Origin of the sequence: Shewanella zhuhaiensis (assembly GCF_022484835.1) — a bacterium.
GTDB classification, from domain to species: domain Bacteria; phylum Pseudomonadota; class Gammaproteobacteria; order Enterobacterales; family Shewanellaceae; genus Shewanella; species Shewanella khirikhana.
This window is the reverse complement of sequence record NZ_JAKUDL010000001.1, coordinates 615656-637467: the sequence shown is the minus strand read 5'-3', so window position 1 is coordinate 637467 and position 21812 is coordinate 615656. Positions and strand designations below refer to the sequence as shown.

Here is a 21812-nt window from a genome sequence, read left to right as displayed (position 1 = left end):
AGCAAAAAAAAATGGCTATGACATAATTAGCCGGCTTCAGTTGCCAGGCAGCTGAAATGTCAAATCCAACCTATCTTAAGGGATGTTTTCATGAAAAAAGTACTGCTGATCGCCGGTGTTGCCATGACTGCTCTGCTGGGTGGCTGTGCCAACACTACCGCTCTGGAAGAAAGCGTTGCCAACCTGAGCAACAAAGTAGACCAACTGTCTGCTGACGTGAGTGCTCTGAAGTCTGAGCAAGGCCAGATCGCTGCAGATGCCAAGGCTGCCAAAGCTGCTGCTATGGACGCTCAAGCTGAAGCCAAGCGCGCTAACGACCGTCTGGACAACGTAGCTTCTTCTTACAAGAAGTAATGTTATGTTGGTACCGGCAATGCTCTCGGGCGTTGCCGGTATTTTTTTGCCCAAAATTTGCCATAAAAAAATGGGCCGGTGCCAGGCACAGACCCATCAGTGTTCACTGCAATGCCATCAGGCTTTTTTTCGGGCCACGATAATTCTGAAATCCATCTCCAGCGCCTCGAAGCTTGCCTTGGCAATGGCTTTACGCATGCCTTCTTTAACCCGCCATGCCCAGGGCGCCATATCCATCAGTACCATCGCATCCTGTGACTGAATGGCTAAAGGCCAGGACACAGCCTCTTCTGCCAGCAGCTCAAAGGCTTGCGGCAACTCAAGCGAAAACGGCTTTTCATCGAGCCCGGGATAAACAAACTCCCGCAACTGCCATAAGTGACGCGGCCCCGGCACCAACATCAGCAGCAAGCCATCAGGCTTGAGAATTCTAAGCCACTCTTTGCCCTTCAGCGGCGCTTCAAGCAGCCACACCATATCAGCCGAGGCATCGGCGAATGGCAGGCCTTTGAGCGAGGTAAAACACACGTTTTCCATACCCGCCTTGGCGGCAGCAAAGGCTTCGTTTTCGGCCTCCAGCGGACTGAACAGCGACACCTGACAACCCTGTTCATCCAGCGCAGCCTTGAGCTGCTTGCCAAGCCAGGCATGGCCGGCCCCCTGCTGCACGCACGCTGGCGCATCGATGGCTGAATACTGACGTGCCGCCTTTGCCAGCGCCTCGATGGCGGCGTTGTAGATGCCCGATGTCAGCAAAAATTGTCTGGCTCTCAGGGTGTCGCGGCTTTCGGCGTTTTTGGGCTTACGGGTTGGGAAAAAATCCCAGTAGCCGATGGCATGACGGTCAAAGTGATGTTTTCCATCGCAATACCATCCTTTGGACTCTTGATGGGCGTGCAGCGGCTGGCGGCAAAGTGGACACTGAAATTGCATTGGAACTCCTTAAGGAAGGTGCGAATAAGTCCTCGCACAGCTCTGGCTTTGATAGCGACGACAGTTCAAGGCATTTAACTGAAAGCATGGCTGGGCGCCCCCGCCGTCCTGCTGAAGTTGAATAACGCTGAAATGGTGTTGCTATCAAAGCCCCGCAGGGCGTGGCTTACAGCGGTATCTGCGACGTTACAGTTCTTGCGAAGGACTAAGGCCATTCGCTGCAAACTGTGCCTTGCATCTATCCACTGTAAGCTCACGCAGAGCAAGCACGGGACTTGTTCGCACCTTCCCTTAAACAAAAGAGGCGGCCATCGCCGCCTCCGGACTCAGGGCTCCCTGTTACAGGAAGATAAACCCACAGAGGAATACCCCAAGGGCCAGGCGATAAATCACAAAGGGCGTCATGCCCATGCGGCTGATAATTTTAAGGAAGAAATAAATACAGGTATAGGCCGCCACAAAGGACAACACCACTCCCAGCCCGAGCGCATGCCAATCAACGGCATGACCTTCGCTGATGATATCCTTGGTCATCAGCAGCGCCGCGCCCAGGATCACTGGAATAGACATCAGGAAACTAAAGCGGGCCGCCGCCTCGCGCTTAAGGCCGAGCATCAGCGCTGCGGTAATGGTGATACCGCTGCGGGAAGTACCCGGAATAAGCGCCATGGCCTGGGCAATACCAATCAGCAGTGCCTTGCGCCAGCCGGTCTGGTATTCGGTTAGCTCATCTTTGGCAATGCGATCGGCAAACCACAGCAGCAGACCAAAGATGACTGTGGTCACGGCAATCACGCCGGGGCCGCGCAGGTGGGTTTCCACCAGATCTTTTGCGGCAAATCCCACCCCAACGGCGGGAATGGTTGCGAGGATAATCCACCAGGCCAGTTTACTGTCGTCGCTTTGCTTGCCCTTAAAGATGCTGGCAAGCCAGGCCGTGAGCATGGCGACGATTTCTTTACGGAAATAAATCACAACCGCCAGCAGCGAGCCTATGTGCACAGCGACATCGAACGACAGCCCCTGATCTTCCCAGCCAAACAGCTGCGCCGGCAAAATCAGGTGCGCCGAGCTGGAAATGGGCAAAAATTCGGTCAGGCCCTGGATGAGGGCAAGAATGATGACCTGCAAGGTATCCATAATATTCCTTTATTGGCTGAGGGAGTCGTTATCCCAGGAAAATGCCACCGGCCACAGGCGCTGGCTTTGTTTATCAAACGCCTGCCAAAGGGACTGGTAATCTCGTCCGGCAAGCGGGTGCACCTCAGCGGGCGCAATATCGGCCAGAGGCCAGAGCACAAAGGCATTGTGCAGAATTTCGGCCCTTGGCAATTCAATCGGCGCCTGACAAACCCGGGCGCCATAAAGCAGCAAATCCAGATCCAGCGTCCGGGCGCTGAACTTTTTGGCGCCGGGCTTGCGGCCATTATCGAGCTCAATTTGCTTGAACAGGGCAACCAGAGCAGCGATATCGAGGTCGGTGTCGGCACCAATCACCATATTGAGGAAATGCTCGCCCTCAAAGCCCACGGCCTCCGACTGATACACAGGCGACAGGCTGAGCGCCCCCAGTTGCGCCTCAAGGGCTGTGCGGGCGTTTCTTAAGTATTTTTCCGGCTCTATGTTACTGCCGACGCTGATATAAATCCGGGCCATGCTCAGCGCCCCCCGGTGCGGCGCTCGATTTCAACGCCCACGGCTTCGGCCGCTTTCACGGCGCCGGGTTTCATCACTCTCACCCGCACCCAGGACACATTGAATTCATCCATCACACAGCGGGCGGCCATGTCGGCCACGGTTTCAATCAACTCAATGGGCTTTTCGGTGATAAGGGCTGTCAGACGATTTGAGACAGTCTCGTAGCACAGGGCGTGGCTGTAATCATCGGTTGCCGCTGCGGGGGCAATATCCCACGCCATATCCAAATCCAGCAGCAAGGTCTGCTGCCTGGCTTTTTCCCAATCGTAGATACCGATCACAGTATCGATACGCAGGGCGCGGATCAGCACTTTATCCATGGTATTTCCTGAGGTCTGACAAGCTTTGGCCCGCTTTCCCGGTATAATCCGCTCGCCGATGAGGGCAATCGATGGATTGCTCTTTCTCATTGGCGCCAAGGGCGTTAGGATAACGCCTTAAGAATCAATATTTACCGGCATGCGTGCCCAATAATGAATCGAGTCCATCACCGGACATATTTCGCTGTCCGGGGACTGGCGGCGATAATACCTTAAGACGCGTAAGGAAACCAATTTGACCAGCGAATTTGCATTGACGGCTTTTATGATCCTGTGCGCCTATCTGGCAGGCTCAGTATCCAGTGCCGTGCTGGTTTGCAAGCTGCGCGGCTTACCGGATCCCCGCACTCAGGGCTCGGGCAATCCCGGTGCCACCAACGTGCTGCGCATCGGTGGCGCCAGTGCGGCGGCCATGGTACTGCTGTTTGATATGCTCAAAGGCGCCGTGCCCGCCTATATCGGCTTTAAGCTGGGTATCGATGCGGTATGGCTGGGGGTGATTGCCATCGCCGCCTGTCTTGGACATATCTTCCCTGTCTTCTTCGGCTTTAAAGGCGGCAAAGGTGTAGCTACCGCCTATGGCGCTATTGCGCCCATCGATGGCTACCTGACATTACTGCTGATTGCCACCTGGGTGCTGACCCTGCTGCTGACCCGCTACTCATCGGTGGCTGCGCTTGCGACCGCCCTGCTCGCCCCCGTGTACACCTGGTGGCTTGATGACAGGTTTACCATTCCAGTGGCCATGCTCTCGACTCTGATCCTTATCCGCCATAAAGACAACATTAACCGCTTGCTCAAAGGCGAAGAGTCAAAAGTATCACGCAAGAAAAAGCCCAAAGACTGAGCTCGGCAGGTGCCTGCAAAAGGTAAAAATAACAATGGCGCCCGAGGGCGCCATTTTGATATGAGCAATTAGCCTGAGCTTGAACGGCTTGAATTATACCGCCGGTAAACTGTCCAGCGGCCAACGGGGCTGACCTTTTACCGCCAGATCTTCAACCTGACCGGCTTTCAGGCGCTGCAGACCGGCGTAGGCAATCATGGCGCCATTGTCGGTACAAAACTCACCGCGGGGGTAATACACCTTGCCACCCAGTTTATCCATCAGTTCCGCCAGACCTGCGCGCAGACGCACGTTGGCACTCACGCCACCGGCAATAACAAGGCGCTTGTAGCCGGTTTGCTCGAGCGCGCGGCGACACTTGATAGACAAGGTATCCACCACGGCTTCTTCGAAGGCGCGGGCGATATTGGCGCGGGTCTGCTCATCGTCAGGTTCGGCAGCAATGGTGTTGGCAACAAAGGTCTTCAGACCGGAGAAACTGAAATCCAGTCCGGGTCTGTCGGTCATGGGGCGCGGGAACTTGTAGTTGGCAGGCTGACCGGATGCGGCCAGCTTGGCAAGCCTCGGACCGCCTGGATAGTCAAGGCCCATCAACTTGGCTGTTTTATCGAAAGCTTCACCGGCCGCATCGTCGATGGACTCGCCCAGCACTTCGTACTGACCTATGCCATCAACCTTGACCAGCATGGAGTGACCACCGGAAACCAGCAATGCCACGAACGGAAACTCGGGCACATCGTCTTCCAGCATAGGTGCCAGCAGATGCCCTTCCATATGGTGTACACCCACGGCGGGCAAATTCCAGGAAAACGCCAGCGAGCGCCCCACACAGGCCCCCACCAACAGGGCACCAATCAGCCCAGGGCCCTTGGTGTAGCAGATCCCATCCAGATCCTCGATGCGGGTATCGGCGCGTTTCATGGCTTCGCGGATAAGCGGGACTATCTTGCGGACATGATCACGGGACGCCAGCTCGGGTACCACACCGCCATAATCGGCGTGCAGTTTTACCTGACTGTAGAGGGTGTGGGCCAGCAGGCCTTTCTCTTCGTCATAGATGGCAATACCTGTCTCATCACAGGATGTTTCGATTCCCAGAACCCGCATTTTCCGTCTTTACCTCCGCATAAAAGGGCGGCCAATTCTACCTGCTAAGCTACTATTACACCAGTAAAGCCGCGCTTCAGATCCTGTTGCGATCCTTTTTAAGGCGGGTAGGGCTTTACATTAAATACGGGTTCGGTTTAAAATTCCGCACCATTTTAATCCTTACTTGGAGAAGTTGTGGCCAAAACGGGCATGACCAATCCAATGCAACTTACACCTAAGGGGTGATGGCGTATGCCAATCGTTAAAGTACGTGAAAATGAACCATTCGACGTAGCTCTGCGTCGTTTCAAGCGCTCTTGTGAAAAAGCAGGTATCCTGGCCGACGTGCGTGCTCGTGAATTCTACGAGAAGCCAACTACTGCCCGTAAGCGCGCCAAGGCCGCTGCGGTTAAGCGTCTGGCCAAGAAGCTTTCTCGCGAAAACGCACGTCGCGTACGTTTATACTAATCCCTTATGAACCTGACAGAGCAGCTTAAAGACGAAATGAAAAAGGCCCTTGTCGCCAAAGACAAGGCTCGCCTCGGTACTATTCGTCTGGCACTGGCCGCCATCAAGCAGATCGAAGTGGATACACGCGAGACGCTGAATGACGAGCAAGTTTTGGCTGTCCTGACCAAGATGGTTAAGCAGCGTCGCGACTCGATTGCCCAATATGAGGCTGCGGGTCGCAACGATCTGGCTGAGGTCGAAGCGGCGGAAATTTCGGTTATCGAAACCTTCCTGCCAGCCCCACTGAGTGAAGACGAAGTTGCTTCACTGATTGAGGCAACCATCGCCGAAGTCGGAGCCGCCTCCATCGCGGACATGGGTAAAGTAATGGGAGCACTTAAGCCGAAAGTTCAAGGACGTGCCGATCTGGGGGCCATAGGCCAGAAGATCCGCGCCAAACTGCAATAATCGACTTATGTGTATGAACAAGCCGTGCATTTGCACGGCTTGTTTGTTTAACTGAGCTTTTGGGGAATTGAAGCAAGCAACGTGGCCATACCTCGTGATTTCATCAATGATCTGATAGCCAGAACGGACATAGTCGAGCTTATCGACCGTAAAGTGCCGCTCAAAAAAGCAGGTAAGAACTACTCTGCCTGTTGTCCCTTCCACAGCGAAAAATCACCCTCATTTACTGTCAGCAGAGATAAGCAGTTCTATCACTGTTTTGGCTGTGGCGCGCACGGCAATGCCATCGACTTCGTGATGGAGTACGACCGGCTGAACTTTGTCGACGCCATTGAGGACCTGGCTGGTCAGCTGGGGCTGGAAGTCCCCCGGGAACAGGGCACAGGCCCGCGCCGGGATGAAGGGCTGGCCCGCGATTTATACCAGCTGATGGAAGAAGCGGCCCGATACTACCAGACACAGCTTCGCCAACATGCCGACAAGCAGAAGGTGGAAGACTATCTGGCATTTCGCGGTCTGTCCAAAGAGGTTATCGAAGATTTCGGCATCGGCTTTGCGCCCGATGGCTGGGACGGTTTGCTCGGCCGTTACCGCCAGAGCCAGGATGCTCAGGACAAACTGCTCACCGCCGGCATGCTTATCGAGAATGACGGTGGCAAGCGTTACGATCGTTTCCGCGATCGCTTAATGTTCCCAATCCGCGACCGGCGCGGGCGGGTCATCGGCTTCGGCGGCCGGGTGCTGGGTGACGGCACACCAAAATATTTGAATTCGCCGGAAACGCCCATATTTCATAAGGGGCAGGAACTCTACGGTCTCTATGAGCTGAAGCAAAGGCATCGCGACCCCGAACGGGTGATGATTGTCGAAGGCTATATGGACGTGGTGGCACTGGCACAATACGGCATTGACTATGCCGTGGCGTCGCTGGGAACATCCACCACAGCCGAACAGTTCCAACTGCTGCTTCGCAGTGCCAAAGAAGTGATCTGTTGCTACGACGGCGACAGAGCCGGCAATGAAGCTGCCTGGCGGGCCATGGAAACAGCCCTGCCACTGCTCAAACCCGGTGACAATGTAAAATTTATGTTCCTCCCTCAGGGAGAAGATCCGGACTCACAAGTCCGCAAGGAAGGCAAAGACGCCTTCGAAGTTCGCGTTCAAAACGCACAGTCGCTGGCCGAATATCTGTTTGAGACCCTGTCGCAGAAATACGGTACCGACAAAGGTAATCTGGCCAAGCAGGCCATTGCCTTGATTGAAAAAATTAAAGACCCGGTGCTGACGAATCTGCTGCTTGAAAACCTTGCCCACAAATTGGGTATGAACAGCAGTGAGGATTTAAAGAAAAAGCTCGGCATTGGCGGTCAAACCGGCGGGGCAAAGGTGATGGCCCAAAAGGGACTCAAAGGACGCGGCACGCCGCTGCGACTGGCGATAGCCCTGTTGGTGCAAAGCCCCGAGCTGGGTCATGGTCTGGCACTGCAACCTGCTCTGGCCCATATCCGAATGACTGGAATTGGGCTGTTGATAGAGCTGCTCGAACTGACCCGGGACAAGGCGCTGACCACAGCGCAACTTTTGGAACACTATCGGGAAACCGAGCACTGGAGCCCCCTAACCAAGCTGGCCCAGTGGGAACACCAGATAGCCGAAGATAATGTGGCACAGGAATTTCGCAAAGCGCTGATATGGCTCAATAATCAATATATTGAGCAGCGCTACCAGGAGCTCAGCATCAAGCCCGACCTCACCCGGGAAGAAAAGCTGCAACTCCAAAAGCTTATCGTCGTGATGAAGGGCATGAACTAGGGCAAAAAACCGCCCGCCCCTCTGGCACAGGCATAGGCAGATGGCTATAATTGACGATTTGCGCGGCTTTGTGGCTCGGCCACAGCCGCCATCGTTGTAACACTTACCCAAATTGGATGATATCTATGGATCATACTCCGCAGTCGCAACTCAAATTGTTGCTCGCCAAAGGTAAAGAGCAAGGTTACTTAACCTATGCAGAAGTGAATGATCACTTACCTGCAGATATGGTCGATTCAGACCAGATCGAAGATATTATCCAGATGATCAATGACATGGGTATCCGCGTATTCGAAGAAGCGCCGGATGCCGATGACATGATGATGTCCGAGGACAACACTGACGAAGATGCAGCCGAAGAAGCTGCTGCGGCGCTTGCCACAGTAGAAAGTGAGCTTGGCCGCACCACAGACCCAGTGCGTATGTATATGCGTGAGATGGGTACCGTTGAACTGCTGACCCGCGAAGGCGAAATCGTTATCGCCAAGCGCATCGAAGAAGGCATCAACACTGTTCAGAGTTCTGTGGCCGAATACCCACAGGCTATCGCCATGATCCTCGAGCAATTCGACCAGTTCGAAGCCGATGCGATCCGTCTGTCTGACATCATCTCTGGTTTCGTTGATCCCAACGAAGAAGACGTAGGCCCCACTGCGACCCATATCGGTTCCGAACTTTCAGAAGAAGAGCTGGAAGATGAAGACGATATGGACGAAGAAGAAGACGAAGACGAAGATGGCGACAGCAGCGACGACGACGGTGCCAAGGGTCCAGATCCTGAAGTAGCCCGTGAGCGCTTTGCTGCCCTGCGTATTGCCTACGACAACGCCCTGAAAATCATCGAAGTCAAAGGCCGTGCTCACCCTGAGTCCACCGTAGCCCTGTTCGAGCTGGGTGAAATCTTCAAAGAATTCCGTCTGGTGCCCAAGCAGTTTGACCGTCTGGTCAAGAGCATGCGCGAGATGATGGACAAGGTTCGTGTTCAGGAACGTCTGATCATGAAGCTGTGTGTTGAACAGGCCAAGATGCCGAAGAAGAACTTCGTCAAGCTCTTCACCGGTAACGAAACCGATCTGACCTGGTTCCACAAAGAAATTGAAGCCGGTCGTCCATACTCAGCCGATCTGAAACTGGTTGAAGACGACGTGCAGCGCTGTCGCAGCAAGCTGGAAGCCATTGAAGTGGAAACCGGTTTGTCTATCGAAGCCATCAAAGACATCAACCGCCGCATGAGCATAGGTGAAGCCAAGGCTCGCCGTGCCAAGAAGGAAATGGTTGAGGCCAACCTGCGTCTGGTAATTTCTATCGCCAAGAAATACACCAACCGTGGTCTGCAGTTCCTCGACCTTATTCAGGAAGGTAACATCGGCCTGATGAAGGCGGTGGACAAGTTTGAATACCGTCGTGGTTACAAGTTCTCGACCTATGCGACCTGGTGGATCCGTCAGGCCATCACCCGCTCTATCGCGGATCAGGCCCGTACCATCCGTATTCCGGTGCACATGATTGAGACCATCAACAAGCTGAACCGCATCAGCCGTCAGATGCTGCAGGAAATGGGCCGCGAGCCTTCCCCTGAAGAACTGGCTGAGCGCATGGCCATGCCTGAGGACAAGATCCGCAAGGTACTGAAAATCGCCAAAGAGCCTATCTCCATGGAAACCCCAATCGGTGACGATGAAGATTCGCATCTGGGGGATTTCATCGAGGATACCACCCTCGAGTTGCCACTGGACAGCGCCACCAGCGAGAGCCTCAAGCAAGCTACCCACGAAGTGCTGGCTGGCCTGACCGCCCGTGAAGCCAAGGTACTGCGTATGCGTTTCGGTATCGACATGAACACTGACCACACCCTTGAGGAAGTGGGTAAGCAGTTCGACGTAACCCGTGAGCGTATCCGTCAGATTGAAGCCAAGGCACTGCGCAAGCTGCGCCACCCAAGCCGCTCTGAGATCCTCAAGTCGTTCCTCGACGATTGATAGTCAGCGCAAGGCACACAAAGCCACCTTAGGGTGGCTTTGTTTTTTCCGGGCAACAACCGAGGCTGATTACCCATTAACCAATTGAACATCAAGCTGGAATTTTGCTCCAATTGCCCCGTGACAAGCCCTGGCAAACTTCGTATACTGCAAACCGCTTGGGGTAAAGCCCCCGGCAAAACAGCAAGGCCCCTTAGCTCAGTTGGTTAGAGCACACGACTCATAATCGTTAGGTCCACGGTTCAAGTCCGTGAGGGGCCACCAAATTCAAAATAAAAAAGCCCATGTCATCATGGGCTTTTTTATTTCTGTTTTTCGCGGTCGACGCTAATCATCCCGGGTCAGTACTTCCAGCAACTCAATCTCGAAGGTCAGATCTGAGTTGGGCGGGATCATATTGCCAATCTGGCGCTCGCCATAGGCCAAATGCGCCGGCACCTGCAAGCGGCGCTTACCGCCAACCTTCATGCCGATTATTCCTTGATCCCAGCCCTTGATTACCCGGCCGGTACCAATCACACACTGAAATCCCTGACCACGCTTATGGGACGAATCAAACTCGGTGCCATCAGCAAGCCAGCCCCGATAATGGGTGGTAATAAGCGCGCCTTTTACCGCGGCCTTGCCTTCGCCTTCTACCACATCTTCAATCACAAGTTCAGACATGCTCTATCTACTCGTTTACCTGTAAAGGCCTGAGTTTACCACAGTCCCTTAACTGAAGCGGAGACAGCGGACACAGCCGGACACTGCGGACAGTTTTTAGCGTCCACAAATGGTGAAATCGGCCAGATTTTAGTGTCCGCTATTGAGTGCTGCCAACCACCAAAATAAATTACCCTTTAAAATCATGCGCATAAAACTTGGCACAGCCTGTGCTAACCAATATCCCACACAGTGACAACAGATTAAGAACAAGGACTTCACCATGAAACTCAGCCTCTCCGTTATCGCCCTCTCGCTGGCCATGTCTTCAGCTCTGGCAACTGCCGATGAAGAGCGCCGTGAACTCACGCTGCCAACATCCGGGCTTTCGACCCTGAATGCCAGCACCGGCGCCGGTAAATTTGTCCTGGAAACCTCGGCAGACTCAAGCAGCATTGAAGTTGTGGCCATGGTTTACAACCCCAGCGACAAGGCCCCGGAGCTGACTCTGGAAAAGCGTGGCGATACCGCCTATTTGGTGGCGAAGTTCCCTGATTCGGTCTCTAAGTTTGGCAAGTCGCCCTACGTCGACCTCACAGTAAAAGTGCCTGCCAGCTTTAATCTGTCACTCACCGATGGCTCCGGCGATATTGAAATCAGCGGCCTTGACGGCGATATCAAGCTCACCGATGGCTCGGGCGACCTGAGGATCCAGGGCGGTAACAAAGTCACCATCAACGATGGCTCCGGCGGTATTTGGCTTAGCCAGACTCAGGGGGATGTGAAAATAACCGACGGCAGCGGCGATATGCAGGTATCTGATATTCAGGGCAATGTCAGTATCAAAGATGGCTCTGGCGATATTGAAGTAAGCCAGGTGAAGGAACAGGTTGAAATCACCGATGGTTCCGGCGACATCGAGGTGAATGACGCAGGCCGTCTGCTGCTGCATTCAACTGGCTCAGGCCAGGTCACCAGCAAGAACATTCGCGAAGGTGTCACCCTTCCCTAACCCTCACTGAACCCACCTTCCCGGCGCTGAAGCGGTCCAGGGCTTGCCTTGGCCGTTTCGGCCCACCCTTTCGCTGCTTGCTTTGCCTCAGACAAGGCGCAGCTCTCGACTGCATCTACTGATGCCATGATGTTGTTTCCAACACCCTGAAGGGCAATCAATCGCAGTAACAGGCGCAAAAAGAATGCGCCAGGTCCTTAACGCTTGCGAATAACCAGGGTCACCTGACCTACGGTGATGCCAAACTTATTGATATCACTCTTGTTAAGCAGGGTGTTTTCATCAATCAGATAGAGCCAGTCGTCAAAAGCTACCTCAACCTCGCTGCCATCCACCTTAAGCCGCATATCGTAGCGCCAGCGCAGGGCAAAGCCTTCCAGTTGCCCCTCGGCGACACCTAAAATATCATCGGCACGACCAAGCCAGCGACCACCGCCCTGTGGTTCGAGCTGCCATACCCGGCGCTGCTTTTCGCCATCATCAAACACAAAGTCTTCTTCGAGGATGATGCGATTGCCGTCGAGTCGCCCCTGCATGGTGACCACAAAGCGGCGGGTGACCTTGCCACTGATGTCTTGCACCATGCCATGGGCATCGAGGTCTCCCACGAAAAATCTATCCAGCTTCAGCTCGCTATTTACGCCGCGGTAATCGTCGATGTCGGCGCTCTCGCAGCCCAAAAGCAGGGTTGCACACAGCAGTAATGCTAGCAGTCGCATGAGGTCTCTCCCAAAAGCTGTGCCCTGAGACTGGGCTCGCTGGTGTCATCTCTAAGCCAAATCCCCAAAAAGGCCTGCATCAAGCCGCTGTCGTTCACGCTGCCAAGGGATTGGCCGTTAAAGAAAAACTCGCCCTGAGTTTCATCGTTCGCCACCAGCAGCAGGGTATCGCCGCGCTGCACATCCACCCACAAAGGCGCAAGCTTCGCCAGATAGGACTGGACCTGAGCCTCATCCACCCCCTGTTTTTGCCACTCACTGCCGGTAGCATCGAGCAGATCTTTGGCTTTGATGTCCCGCGAGTATTGAATTTCAAGCGCCTGCGGATAGCGACCAATCTGATAGCGACCATCCTGGGTATAGAGACTGGCATGGTAGAGCTCAAGCCACAGCCAGTTCATCTTGCCTTTGCCCACCCGGCTCATGCCATCGAGGGGACCTGAAGCGCTGTCAGCTGCCGCAAAGGCGCTGAGCGTTATCATCATCAGCGCTATCAGCAGCTTGGGCCTTGAAGGGGATCTGATGGCCTTGACGGCCGAGGTTATCGCCATGATGCGTAGTCTCCATTGCCTGGCAGCCGCTGCTGCAGCCAAAAGAAGCCGGGGATTACAGCAGCCCAGAGGGGCGCCAATAGCAAAAAGGTGAGCAGGTTGCCAAGGGGCAGGACCACGGCGCCAAGCTCGGCTCCGGCTATGTAGCTGCCCGCACCTCCCACTACACCGGCAAAGGCCTGCACCCACAGCGGCTGATTGCCAAGCCAGGCAAGACAATGCCCCATCGCCAGCAGGAAGTGCAGCCACAGCAACATCAGCCACACCGGCATGGCGCTGAATTGGAACAGGCCTGAGTACATCAGCAGGGTGTCCATGGTCATGCCAATCAGCGCCAGAGGCAGCAACTGGAAGTCCTTAAGCCGTGTTGGGCTCAGGGCAAAATGCACCAAAACTAATAAACACAGCCAAATCAGTCCCTCACCGCGCCACAGCACAGCAAGCCACCATGCGGCGGTGTAAATGGCTGCACTGACAAGCAAAAACCATTGCCGGGTCATAGGGGGCTCCTTTGATTTTTAAGGGCGCCAGCCAGGTCTTGCCGCCACCAGATGCACCGAACTGGTGGTGCGCTCCCAGAAGCCGCCTTCGCAGTAACTCAGGTAGAATTTCCACAAGCGGATGAAGCGTTCATCGTAGCCCAGGCTGCGAATTTGCGGCAACTCACGGTCAACGTTCTCGTGCCAGTGCTTGAGGGTGCGGGCGTAATCCTCACCAATATCATCCAGGCTCAGCATCACCATGTCGGTCCGCTGTGCCAGCAGGGTTGCCATCCGGCTGACTGAGGGCAAGCAGCCCCCAGGGAAGATGTATTTTTGAATAAAATCACAGCCTTTTCGGTAGCTCTCGTACCTCTGGTCTGCGATGGTAATCGCCTGAAGCAACATCAAACCGTTGTCTTTGAGCAGGCTTTCAAGTTTGCTGAAGAACCCCGGCAGGTATTCGTGTCCCACAGCTTCAATCATCTCGATGGAAACCAGACGGTCGTATTTGCCCTCCAGCAACCGATAGTCTTTTTTCAGCAATGTGATTTGACCTTCGAGCCCGGCCGCACGAATTCGCGCTTGGGCATAGTCGTGCTGCGCATCCGAGATGGTGGTGGTGGTCACCTTCACCCCGTAATGGCTGGCCGCGTAAATAGCCAGCGCGCCCCAGCCGGTACCAATTTCCAAAAGCTCCATGCCTGGCTTGAGCTTCAGGCGCTCACAGATGGTGGCAAGCTTGTGCTGCTGCGCCGCTTCCAAAGTCGCGTTGACGTCGGGGTAGATGGCAGACGAGTACAACATCGACTTATCGAGGAAGCACTCGTACAAAGCATTGCCCAAATCGTAGTGCGCCAGAACATTGCGCTTTGAGCCTTCAATACTGTTACGGCTGAGCAGATGGCTGATACGGTTGGTGACTCCTGAGAGGAAGGCAAAGCGCTTCTCCAGCCGGTCCAGCAAGGGCAGGTTGGCGGCAAAGAGACGCACAACCTCGGTCAAATCCGGGCTATCCCAGTGGCCGTCGATAAAGGATTCACCCGCCCCGACTGAGCCTGACAGCAGCACTTCGCGAAAAAACCTTGGCGACTTCACATGGATCACCGCCTGAGGCCCCTCATGGCTGCCAAACACCAGGGTTTCGCCATCACAAATCAATCGAAGGCCACCGTAAGACAAGCCTTTAAGTGCGGTCAGCAGAATACGCTGAGCCATAGATTCCAGAGTCGATGAAGTGCTCTTATTGGCAACTGCGGTATTGTCCATGGTTATTTCTCCACCGGCCCGGGGTGGGCCACAAAAGTCACACCTTTTCGAAACAGGCTCAGGGCCTGCCGATAAATGCCATACAGGATGTAAGCTGTAAGCATTGGAAAACGTTTAAAAAAGCATTTTAGGCCGGCCTTATCAAAAGCCTGACCGCGCAGCTGCAAACCAGCGCGAAACAGTCGCTCGCCACCTTCACGTTCGTTATCTATTTGAAGGTGAAAGCGTTCGTTATTGACCTCGACCTGCCAGCGATAGCGCATATCCAGGGTCATAAAGGGCGAAACATGAAACACCTTGTCGTTCAGCGCCTGGCCCTTGTCATGGGCTTCATTGATATCAACCAGATAGCAATGACGCTCATTCCAGGGGGTATTGCTCACTTCCGCCAGCAGGTAGCGCTGCTTATTGCCATCACAAACAAAAAAGAAGTTCACAGGGCTGAAATAAAAGCCGAAATGACGCACCTGACCGGCAAACACGACTCGATTAAGCTCGCCTTGGGCACCAAGATCACGGGCTTTGGCGAGCACCCTTTGTTTTAGCGCCAGCACCGCTTGCTCCGGGCCGGTATGTTTGCGAGCTGACTCAGCAGGGCCATTCGCAATCAGGTAGTCTTCAGCGCGAAATCGCAGCGGCCGAAACCACGACAGACCAAATACGCCACTCAGGTTTGCCAGCCGTGGCAGCTCGTCCAAATCCATCACCAACATAGCCATGGGGTAACTGAAGCTGTGGCGCACTTCCCCCAGCCGCTGATGACTCACATGGCCAAAAAAGATGCCACTGTTCATGCGCTCTCCAGGCTGACACCAAAACGCTGGCACACATCCAATGCGCTTCTTACACCATCTTCATGGAAGCCGTTATACCAATAGGCGCCGGCGAAATGGGTGTGATGCTTGCCGCAGATATCCGCTCTGCGCGCCTGTGCGGCCATGGCGGCCGAGGAAAACACCGGGTGGGCATAGTTGAACTGGCGCAGAATTTTGTCTTTGGCGATGACGTCAGTCTGGTTCAAGGTGACCATAAAGTCCGGCGAACCGGCAGGCAGCCGCTGCAGGGTATTCATATGGTACGTCACGGCCGCTGGACGCTGATTGTCTTCATCGAGGCGATAGTTCCAACTGGCCCATGCTGCCCTGCGCGTTGGCAACAGCCGGGTATCGGTGTGCAGCACCACCTCGTTACGCCTGTACGGCAAGGCCCCGAGCACGTCGCGCTCAGTCTCGGTGGCATCGGTGAGCAACCTGAGCGCCTGATCGCTGTGACAGGCCAAAACCAGCTCATCGAAATCGAGCCAGTCCTGACCATTTATCTCAATCGCTACCCCATCTTCGTGGCGTTTTACCGCCGTGATAGGGGTTGAGAGATGTATGCGCTCGGCAAAGGGCGCCACCAGCGCCGGAATATAGCTGCGTGAGCCGCCCTGAAGTACGTACCATTTAGGGCGGTCGCTGACATTCAGCAGGCCATGATGGTGGAAGAAACGCAGGAAGAACTTGAGCTCGAACGCCGCCATATCATCCAGGCTCGATGACCAGATAGCCGCGCCCATGGGCAATATGTAGTGGCGGGCGAAAAATTCGGAAAACTGCTCTTGTGTCAGAAACTCACCCAGGGTGTTGCAGGGGAATTGACCGGATTCAATACAGGCCTTACCAAGCTTATTGAACTTGATGATTTCGCTCAGGAAGCCCCAAAAACGGGGATTAAGCAGATTACGCTTCTGGGCAAACAGAGTTGCCAGAGTATGGCCGTTATATTCAAGGCCGCTGTCCAGGTTTTGCACCGAAAAGCTCATTTCAGTGGGCATAGGATTCACAGCAAGCCGCGACAGAAGCTTCAAAAAGTTGGGATAAGTGCGGTCGTTAAAGACGATAAAGCCGGTATCTATCGCGTAATCTTTGCCATCGACGCTCACATCCACGGTGGCCGTGTGTCCACCGAGGTAATCATTGGCTTCGAATAGACTCACCTCATACTGGCCTGAAAGCAAATGGGCAGTGGTGAGGCCGGATATTCCCGAGCCGATAACGGCAATTCTTTTCATCTTATGTTCCAGTGTTGAATACTAACGCCCAAATGGGCCACATCGGATATCACGCCAAGGCTTATTTCAGGCCGACTGGCGGCTGACACTGCCTTTGGCAATCAGCCCCCAGAGCGCATCTGGCAACAAAGCAAGCAGCCGCATCGGCCACAGCAGTCTGCGCGGAAACTGGATCCGGTCTTTCCCGTTTGAGAGCGCGCTGACGATACGGCGCGCCGCGTCTTCAACCTCAATCCGCCCCGGCATCGGGAAATCGTTTTTATCGGTGAGCGGCGTGCGCACAAACCCAGGCTCAATCAGGGACACGCCCACACCAGTTCGTGCCAGATGCAGCCGCAAGGTACTGGCCAGATACGCCAGTGCAGCCTTGGAGGCGCCGTAGGCTTCGGCCCGGGGCAGTGGCAACAGCGCCGCACTCGAGCCCATCAGTGCAACCCTACCTTTGGCAGCCAATAGCGGTAAAAAGGCTTCCAGACAGAAACCGACTGAAATTAGATTGGTTTCTATAACCCTTGCGAAGAGCTTGCCGTCGAAGGCCCTGGGGTTATCGATATACTCGCAGCCACCGGCATTGAGAATGACCAGATCAAGCTCGCCATCGAGCGCCGAAGCGGCCTCAAGGCAGGCAAGCCTGTCACAGACATTAAAAGTTAGACAGGACAGCTGGCTGGCATAGCGCGGATGTGCGCTCAGCATGGCGTCCAGACGGGCCTTGTCACGACCGCAGGCAATGACCTGCCAGCCGGATTTAAGGTATTCAAGCGCCAATGCCCGCCCTATACCAGAGCTTGCGCCAGTAATCAGTACCCGACCACAAAGTGTTGTCATCACTTGCCCGCCCTGCGTTTAACCAGCCGCACCAAGGCGCCAAGCCCGGGAATATGTTCGTACAGCATGGCGCCCACATCAAAATAGTCGCGGTGGAAGTCCACCTTGTCGCAGTAGTCAATCTGGCTTACCCCTTCCACACTGATAGGCTTGCCAGCGGCGAGCCTGGGGTGGGTGAACGTCATGGTCCACACCAGCATGGCGTGCCTGCCATCATCCATCACCCGATGAAACTCAAAGTCGATACTGCCAAGGTTTTGATACAGATTGGCAAAGTAGGCTTTCAGCGCAGCGAGCCCTTCGACGCGGTGCATAGGGTCACAAAAAACCACCCCAGCGCCGTACACCTCATCAAGCAATTCGAGGTTGTTGGCACCGAGCTTTTGATAAAGGCTGATAAGCTTTTCGATTGGCGCCGACACGGGCAGACTCATGTCGCTCGTCTGCTGACGCTGCTCAAACGCACTGCTATCACCTGGATTGTGCACACCTGCATTCATTCCCTAGCCCTTCTTCATCACTGCCATCACCTCCAGCGCCCGTTTGCGGGCACTGGCATGCTCAACGATCGGCGCCGGGTAACCACTGGTATCAAACAGACCAGGGCCACTTGCCTGATGCAGCGACTTGGTGGGCCACTGCGCAATTTCTGGTAAGTACTTACGGATAAAGCGAGCGTCGGGATCAAATTTTTCCGACTGACTCATAGGGTTAAAGATGCGAAAGTAGGGCTGGGCATCACAACCTGTGCCGGCAGCCCACTGCCAACCGCCATTGTTTGCAGCAAGGCAGCCATCGATAAGCTGCTCGCGGAAGTAGCGTTCACCCCAGCGCCAATCGATAAGCAAATGCTTGGTAAGGAAGCTGGCTACCACCATCCGCAGGCGATTGTGCATCCAGCCGGTTTGATTAAGTTGCCGCATGGCAGCATCTACCAGCGGGTAACCGGTGCGGCCATTTTTCCATGCCTCAAACTCAGTTTCATCATTTCGCCAGCGAATGCCATCGCCAAGCGTATTGAAATTCTTCGCCATGCAGAGCTCAGGAAAGGCCACCAGCAAATGACGGTAGAACTCGCGCCACACCAGCTCATTGAGCCAGGTGCGACCTGGCGAGGATTCGTTTACAAACACATCTGGAAAGTCTTGCAGCAGCGCGGCCAGGCACTGACGCGGCGAAATTACCCCAAGCGCCAGATAAGGCGACAGGCTGCTGGTTCCATCGATGGCAGGAAAATCACGCTGCTCACCATAGCGGGCCATGGCAAGCTCACGAAAACGGGACAGTTTTTCAAGGGCGGCTTCCTCGCCTGCGGGCCAGCTATCGAGCGCCGGGTCAGCGACAGCATGGTTGCCCCAAAACGCAAAAGGGGAAAACGCTACCGGCTCGGCAACAGCCTCGGGAGCCGGGGTGGGCCACAATGGGCGGGAAGCGGCGATGTCACGCCAGCGGCGGGCAAAGGGCGTAAACACCCGATACATGGCACCGCCTTCACCACGCTGCCCCTGGGTGACTACGCTGCCTGGCGGCAGCATGCAATGCTCGTCGGTCAGTTGCAGCACAAAACCTTTGTCCAGCAAGGCCTGGTCACGCCGACGCTCATCAATCTCGATTTGTGCCCCGGCAAAAATAGTGGAAATGCCATTGGCCTTACAGAATGCCTTCAGCGCCGCCGCGGTTTGATTAAAGAAATCCACCTTCAGCAAGGACAGCTCAATACCCAGTCTGGCAAGCGCCTCGCCAAGCGCGTTAAGGTTTGCCAGCAAAAAACGCTGCTGACGCTGCCCCATATCATGTTGTTGCCACTGACCAGGGCTGGCAATAAAGAGCGCATAAACCTTGCCGCCACGAGCCTTGGCTTCCTCACACGCCAAGGTCAGCGCCTGGTTATCCAGGGTGCGCAAATCCTGTCTGAACCAGACAAGTGTATTCATTCTTTTTTTCCGTTTTTCAGTATCTTGTCAGTAAGCATATCGCAAACGCAGGGAATCCGGGTGCGGATTCAAGTACACCTGAGCTGCTATGTAGTCGTTGGGGTGTTCCCGCAGGTAATGACGGATAAGAGTAATGGGCACCAACAGCGGTTGCAGTCCCTGACGGTAGGCTAGTATCGCTTCGGTCAGCTCGGCCTTTTGGCTGCCTGAGAGGAATTTTTTGAAGTATCCCTGAATATGCTGCAGCGCGCTGGTGTGGTTGCGGCGGCTCGCCTTATGCTCCAGCGCCATCATAAAGCCATCGAAATAAGCATCAGCCACGGCATCAAGCTCCCCCTCTCCCGCCAGCAAAGGGCCGAGGGTGCGATAAATCGCCGGGCTGTGTGACAGCAGCAGATATTTGTAGCGGGCATGGAAGTCGGTCAGCGCCTTGCGACTTAGCCCCTTTAAGCGCATGCAGTGCCAGTCATGGAAGGCGTAAACCCGGGTGAAGAAATTCTCGCGAATGACCATGTCATGCAGTCGACCTTCTTCTTCTACCGGCAAGTGGGGGAAGCGGTTCATCAGCGCGCGGGCAAATACCCCTGTGCCTTCTTTCGAGCCGCCGGTGCCATCTGCTTTGTACACTGTTACCCGCTCCATGCCGCAGGAAGGCGATTTGCTGCAAAACAAAAAGCCGCCCAAAACGCCAAGCTCAGCGCTCTTTTTTTCACTGAATTCGGTTAAAGCGTCGGTGACATCCAGAGTGCCATCACCACTGCGAACCCGGATTTCGGTGCCAATCCGTACCTGACGGATACTCTTGCGCGGCGCGCCCAGGCCAATGGCCATTTCGGGGCAAACAGGCACGAACTCAAAATGTTGCTTCAGCTCTTGCTGACAGTAGGCGGAATTTTTATGGCCGCCATCAAAACGCACCTGTTGACCTAATAAACAGGCGCTGATCCCAATCTGAATTTTGTCTGGATTGAATGCGTTCATGATGTCTCTCCCGGCATTTTTGTTGTAATACGCAGCGCAGGAAAAAAAGATCACTGAAGGGAAAGCTTTTCATCCGCGGTACGCCCTGCGGGAATAGTGTCTGGAAAGCACCGTTTGGCGGCTGAAACCAGTCTGAAAAAGCAGGGCTGGCCTAATGGGTCAGCCCGCTTGGCAGGGGAACCACCTTGTTGCTGCTATCAACCTTGTGGCGCACATTGAGCCAGCGCATCAGCTCGCCAAAAGGTTTGGGGCGGCACACAAGATAGCCCTGTACGATAAGATTGGGGATCCCTTCCAGGAAGGCGAAATCTTTTGGATCTTCCACCCCTTCAGCAACCACACTGACCCCCAGCTGATTGCCGATATCGAGCAGTGACTTAAGAATGGTCTGCGCCAGCGGATCCATATGGATCCCCCTGACCAAACTGATATCCAGCTTGAGTTCGCTGATTGGCAAGCGGCACAGCTGCGACAAATTGGTGTAGCCGGTACCGAAGTCATCTATGGCTACACCAAAATTATGCAGCCGCAAGCGGGAAATACTCGAGTGTTGGGATTGTTTATCAAGTGCCTGATTTTCAGTTATTTCAACAGTTACCCGGTTCATGTCCATATCCCACTTGTTACAGTAACTAAGCAGCCTGGTTGGCCAGTAGCTCTGCCCCAACTGCCGCGGCGTCAGGTTGATGGACATATGGGCTGAGCTGCAATCTGGATGGCGGCCAATTTCGCCCCACTCTTTTAACGCGGCGGAGATCAGCTGCTCCGACACCGCATTAAGCAAATTGTTTTGCTCAGCCAGTTCAATAAAGGTGTCCGGGGTCATCAATTTAAGCTGCTCCCCCTGTTGAAGCCGGCACAGCACCTCAAAGCCCTGAATGCGCCCACTGCTGATTTCAACCTGGGGCTGATAATAGGGCACCACCTTACGGTGCATAATCGACTGGCGAAGAGAACTCAGCTCCATCGGCCGCTTCGGACTGGCGAGTTCAGGAGACATCATCAGCAGCCGTTCGATGCAGATTTGCAACTGGGTGCGACACACAGGCTTCATCAGTGCCCCGAGCAACCTGAGCCTTGAGCCTATCACCACCTGAGACGCCGCCTCGATAATGCGGCTCTCCATGCCGGAAGCGATAATCACGCCGCCACGAAACCCCTGGCGTGCCAGCCTCCCCAGCAGTTCTATGCCATCCATACAGGGCATATGCAGGTCAACAACCAGAATTTGATACATATCGCGATGAGCCGACAACCTGGCCAGCGCCTGGGCACCGTCGTGACAGTAATCCACCTGATCTACATTAAGTGCGTTGAAATAGCTGGCAAGCAGTTGGCAACAACTGAGGGAATCATCAATGATAAGAACGTTTAACGACATGCTGCGGCTC

General features: G+C 54.7%; 24 protein-coding genes and 1 tRNA gene. 8 read left to right on the top strand and 17 right to left on the bottom strand.

Going from position 1 to position 21812, the window contains the following annotated elements; translation table 11 throughout:
- The first annotated feature begins 90 nt into the window (after positions 1-90).
- Positions 91-354 carry an Lpp/OprI family alanine-zipper lipoprotein gene (locus tag MJ923_RS02745; RefSeq protein WP_011758950.1) on the top strand — a complete coding sequence of 88 codons (264 nt, stop codon included), beginning with the start codon at positions 91-93 and terminating at the stop codon, positions 352-354.
- Between the two features lie 117 nt (positions 355-471).
- On the opposite strand, the gene MJ923_RS02740 is transcribed toward MJ923_RS02745, so the two are convergent.
- From MJ923_RS02740 to folB, 4 genes are all read right to left on the bottom strand, one after another.
- A complete protein-coding gene (locus tag MJ923_RS02740; RefSeq protein WP_240589811.1) occupies positions 472-1287 on the bottom strand; it encodes a putative RNA methyltransferase in 816 nt (271 codons plus the stop codon).
- Positions 1288-1626: 339 nt separating this feature from the next.
- Complete coding sequence (locus MJ923_RS02735; protein ID WP_126165967.1) at positions 1627-2427, bottom strand: undecaprenyl-diphosphate phosphatase; 801 nt, start codon at positions 2425-2427, stop codon at positions 1627-1629.
- Between the two features lie 9 nt (positions 2428-2436).
- Entirely contained in the window at positions 2437-2943 is a 507-nt protein-coding gene (gene folK, locus MJ923_RS02730; RefSeq protein WP_240589810.1) for a 2-amino-4-hydroxy-6-hydroxymethyldihydropteridine diphosphokinase, read from the bottom strand.
- A 2-nt stretch (positions 2944-2945) separates the two neighbouring features.
- Complete coding sequence (gene folB / locus MJ923_RS02725; protein WP_240589809.1) at positions 2946-3305, bottom strand: dihydroneopterin aldolase; 360 nt, start codon at positions 3303-3305, stop codon at positions 2946-2948.
- 265 nt (positions 3306-3570) lie between these two features.
- Between folB and plsY the strand changes: the two genes are divergently transcribed.
- On the top strand, positions 3571-4152 hold the full coding sequence (plsY, locus tag MJ923_RS02720; RefSeq protein ID WP_240590238.1) for a glycerol-3-phosphate 1-O-acyltransferase PlsY: 582 nt from the start codon (positions 3571-3573) through the stop codon (positions 4150-4152).
- Positions 4153-4245: 93 nt separating this feature from the next.
- Here plsY and tsaD read toward each other — a convergent pair whose 3' ends face one another.
- Positions 4246-5259, bottom strand: a complete 1014-nt coding sequence (gene tsaD, locus MJ923_RS02715; RefSeq protein WP_240589808.1) for a tRNA (adenosine(37)-N6)-threonylcarbamoyltransferase complex transferase subunit TsaD — start codon at positions 5257-5259, stop codon at positions 4246-4248.
- 234 nt (positions 5260-5493) lie between these two features.
- Between tsaD and rpsU the strand changes: the two genes are divergently transcribed.
- The 5 genes from rpsU to MJ923_RS02690 all read left to right on the top strand — a co-directional run bounded on the left by rpsU (position 5494) and on the right by MJ923_RS02690 (position 10214).
- Positions 5494-5709: a 30S ribosomal protein S21 gene (gene rpsU / locus MJ923_RS02710; protein ID WP_011758943.1), complete on the top strand. Its 216-nt coding sequence runs from the start codon at positions 5494-5496 to the stop codon at positions 5707-5709.
- A gap of 6 nt (positions 5710-5715) precedes the next feature.
- Positions 5716-6159, top strand: a complete 444-nt coding sequence (locus MJ923_RS02705) for a GatB/YqeY domain-containing protein (protein WP_240589807.1) — start codon at positions 5716-5718, stop codon at positions 6157-6159.
- A gap of 81 nt (positions 6160-6240) precedes the next feature.
- Positions 6241-7971 (top strand): DNA primase, encoded by a 1731-nt coding sequence (gene dnaG / locus MJ923_RS02700; RefSeq protein ID WP_240589806.1) that lies wholly within the window; start codon positions 6241-6243, stop codon positions 7969-7971.
- A 125-nt stretch (positions 7972-8096) separates the two neighbouring features.
- On the top strand, positions 8097-9950 hold the full coding sequence (rpoD, locus tag MJ923_RS02695) for an RNA polymerase sigma factor RpoD (RefSeq protein ID WP_240589805.1): 1854 nt from the start codon (positions 8097-8099) through the stop codon (positions 9948-9950).
- Positions 9951-10137: 187 nt separating this feature from the next.
- Positions 10138-10214: transfer RNA gene (locus MJ923_RS02690), tRNA-Ile, on the top strand.
- 63 nt (positions 10215-10277) lie between these two features.
- On the opposite strand, the gene MJ923_RS02685 is transcribed toward MJ923_RS02690, so the two are convergent.
- Positions 10278-10616, bottom strand: coding sequence for an FKBP-type peptidyl-prolyl cis-trans isomerase (locus MJ923_RS02685; RefSeq protein WP_126165960.1), 339 nt, complete (start codon positions 10614-10616; stop codon positions 10278-10280).
- A gap of 262 nt (positions 10617-10878) precedes the next feature.
- Between MJ923_RS02685 and MJ923_RS02680 the strand changes: the two genes are divergently transcribed.
- A complete protein-coding gene (locus MJ923_RS02680) occupies positions 10879-11607 on the top strand; it encodes a DUF4097 family beta strand repeat-containing protein (RefSeq protein WP_240589804.1) in 729 nt (242 codons plus the stop codon).
- Positions 11608-11804: 197 nt separating this feature from the next.
- Here MJ923_RS02680 and MJ923_RS02675 read toward each other — a convergent pair whose 3' ends face one another.
- The 11 genes from MJ923_RS02675 to MJ923_RS02625 all read right to left on the bottom strand — a co-directional run bounded on the left by MJ923_RS02675 (position 11805) and on the right by MJ923_RS02625 (position 21802).
- A complete protein-coding gene (locus MJ923_RS02675; protein ID WP_240589803.1) occupies positions 11805-12326 on the bottom strand; it encodes a DUF3833 domain-containing protein in 522 nt (173 codons plus the stop codon).
- Positions 12314-12877 carry a chalcone isomerase family protein gene (locus MJ923_RS02670; RefSeq protein WP_240589802.1) on the bottom strand — a complete coding sequence of 188 codons (564 nt, stop codon included), beginning with the start codon at positions 12875-12877 and terminating at the stop codon, positions 12314-12316. The genes MJ923_RS02675 and MJ923_RS02670 overlap by 13 nt, the downstream gene beginning before the upstream one ends.
- Positions 12868-13377 (bottom strand): DUF2878 domain-containing protein, encoded by a 510-nt coding sequence (locus tag MJ923_RS02665; RefSeq protein WP_240589801.1) that lies wholly within the window; start codon positions 13375-13377, stop codon positions 12868-12870. Before MJ923_RS02665 ends, MJ923_RS02670 begins: the two co-directional genes overlap by 10 nt.
- An 18-nt stretch (positions 13378-13395) precedes the next feature.
- Entirely contained in the window at positions 13396-14625 is a 1230-nt protein-coding gene (locus MJ923_RS02660; RefSeq protein ID WP_240589800.1) for an SAM-dependent methyltransferase, read from the bottom strand.
- Positions 14626-14627: 2 nt separating this feature from the next.
- Positions 14628-15419, bottom strand: coding sequence for a DUF1365 domain-containing protein (locus tag MJ923_RS02655; RefSeq protein WP_240589799.1), 792 nt, complete (start codon positions 15417-15419; stop codon positions 14628-14630).
- Entirely contained in the window at positions 15416-16678 is a 1263-nt protein-coding gene (locus tag MJ923_RS02650; RefSeq protein WP_240589798.1) for an NAD(P)/FAD-dependent oxidoreductase, read from the bottom strand. The genes MJ923_RS02655 and MJ923_RS02650 overlap by 4 nt, the downstream gene beginning before the upstream one ends.
- Before the next feature lie 66 nt (positions 16679-16744).
- Positions 16745-17506: an SDR family NAD(P)-dependent oxidoreductase gene (locus MJ923_RS02645; RefSeq protein ID WP_240590237.1), complete on the bottom strand. Its 762-nt coding sequence runs from the start codon at positions 17504-17506 to the stop codon at positions 16745-16747.
- Positions 17506-18006 carry a nuclear transport factor 2 family protein gene (locus tag MJ923_RS02640; protein WP_240589797.1) on the bottom strand — a complete coding sequence of 167 codons (501 nt, stop codon included), beginning with the start codon at positions 18004-18006 and terminating at the stop codon, positions 17506-17508. Before MJ923_RS02640 ends, MJ923_RS02645 begins: the two co-directional genes overlap by 1 nt.
- 3 nt (positions 18007-18009) lie before the next feature.
- Positions 18010-19440 (bottom strand): deoxyribodipyrimidine photo-lyase, encoded by a 1431-nt coding sequence (gene phrB, locus MJ923_RS02635; protein WP_240589796.1) that lies wholly within the window; start codon positions 19438-19440, stop codon positions 18010-18012.
- A gap of 27 nt (positions 19441-19467) precedes the next feature.
- Positions 19468-20421 carry a YbgA family protein gene (locus MJ923_RS02630; protein WP_240589795.1) on the bottom strand — a complete coding sequence of 318 codons (954 nt, stop codon included), beginning with the start codon at positions 20419-20421 and terminating at the stop codon, positions 19468-19470.
- Positions 20422-20572: 151 nt separating this feature from the next.
- Complete coding sequence (locus tag MJ923_RS02625) at positions 20573-21802, bottom strand: EAL domain-containing response regulator (RefSeq protein WP_126165948.1); 1230 nt, start codon at positions 21800-21802, stop codon at positions 20573-20575.
- Positions 21803-21812 lie beyond the last annotated feature (10 nt).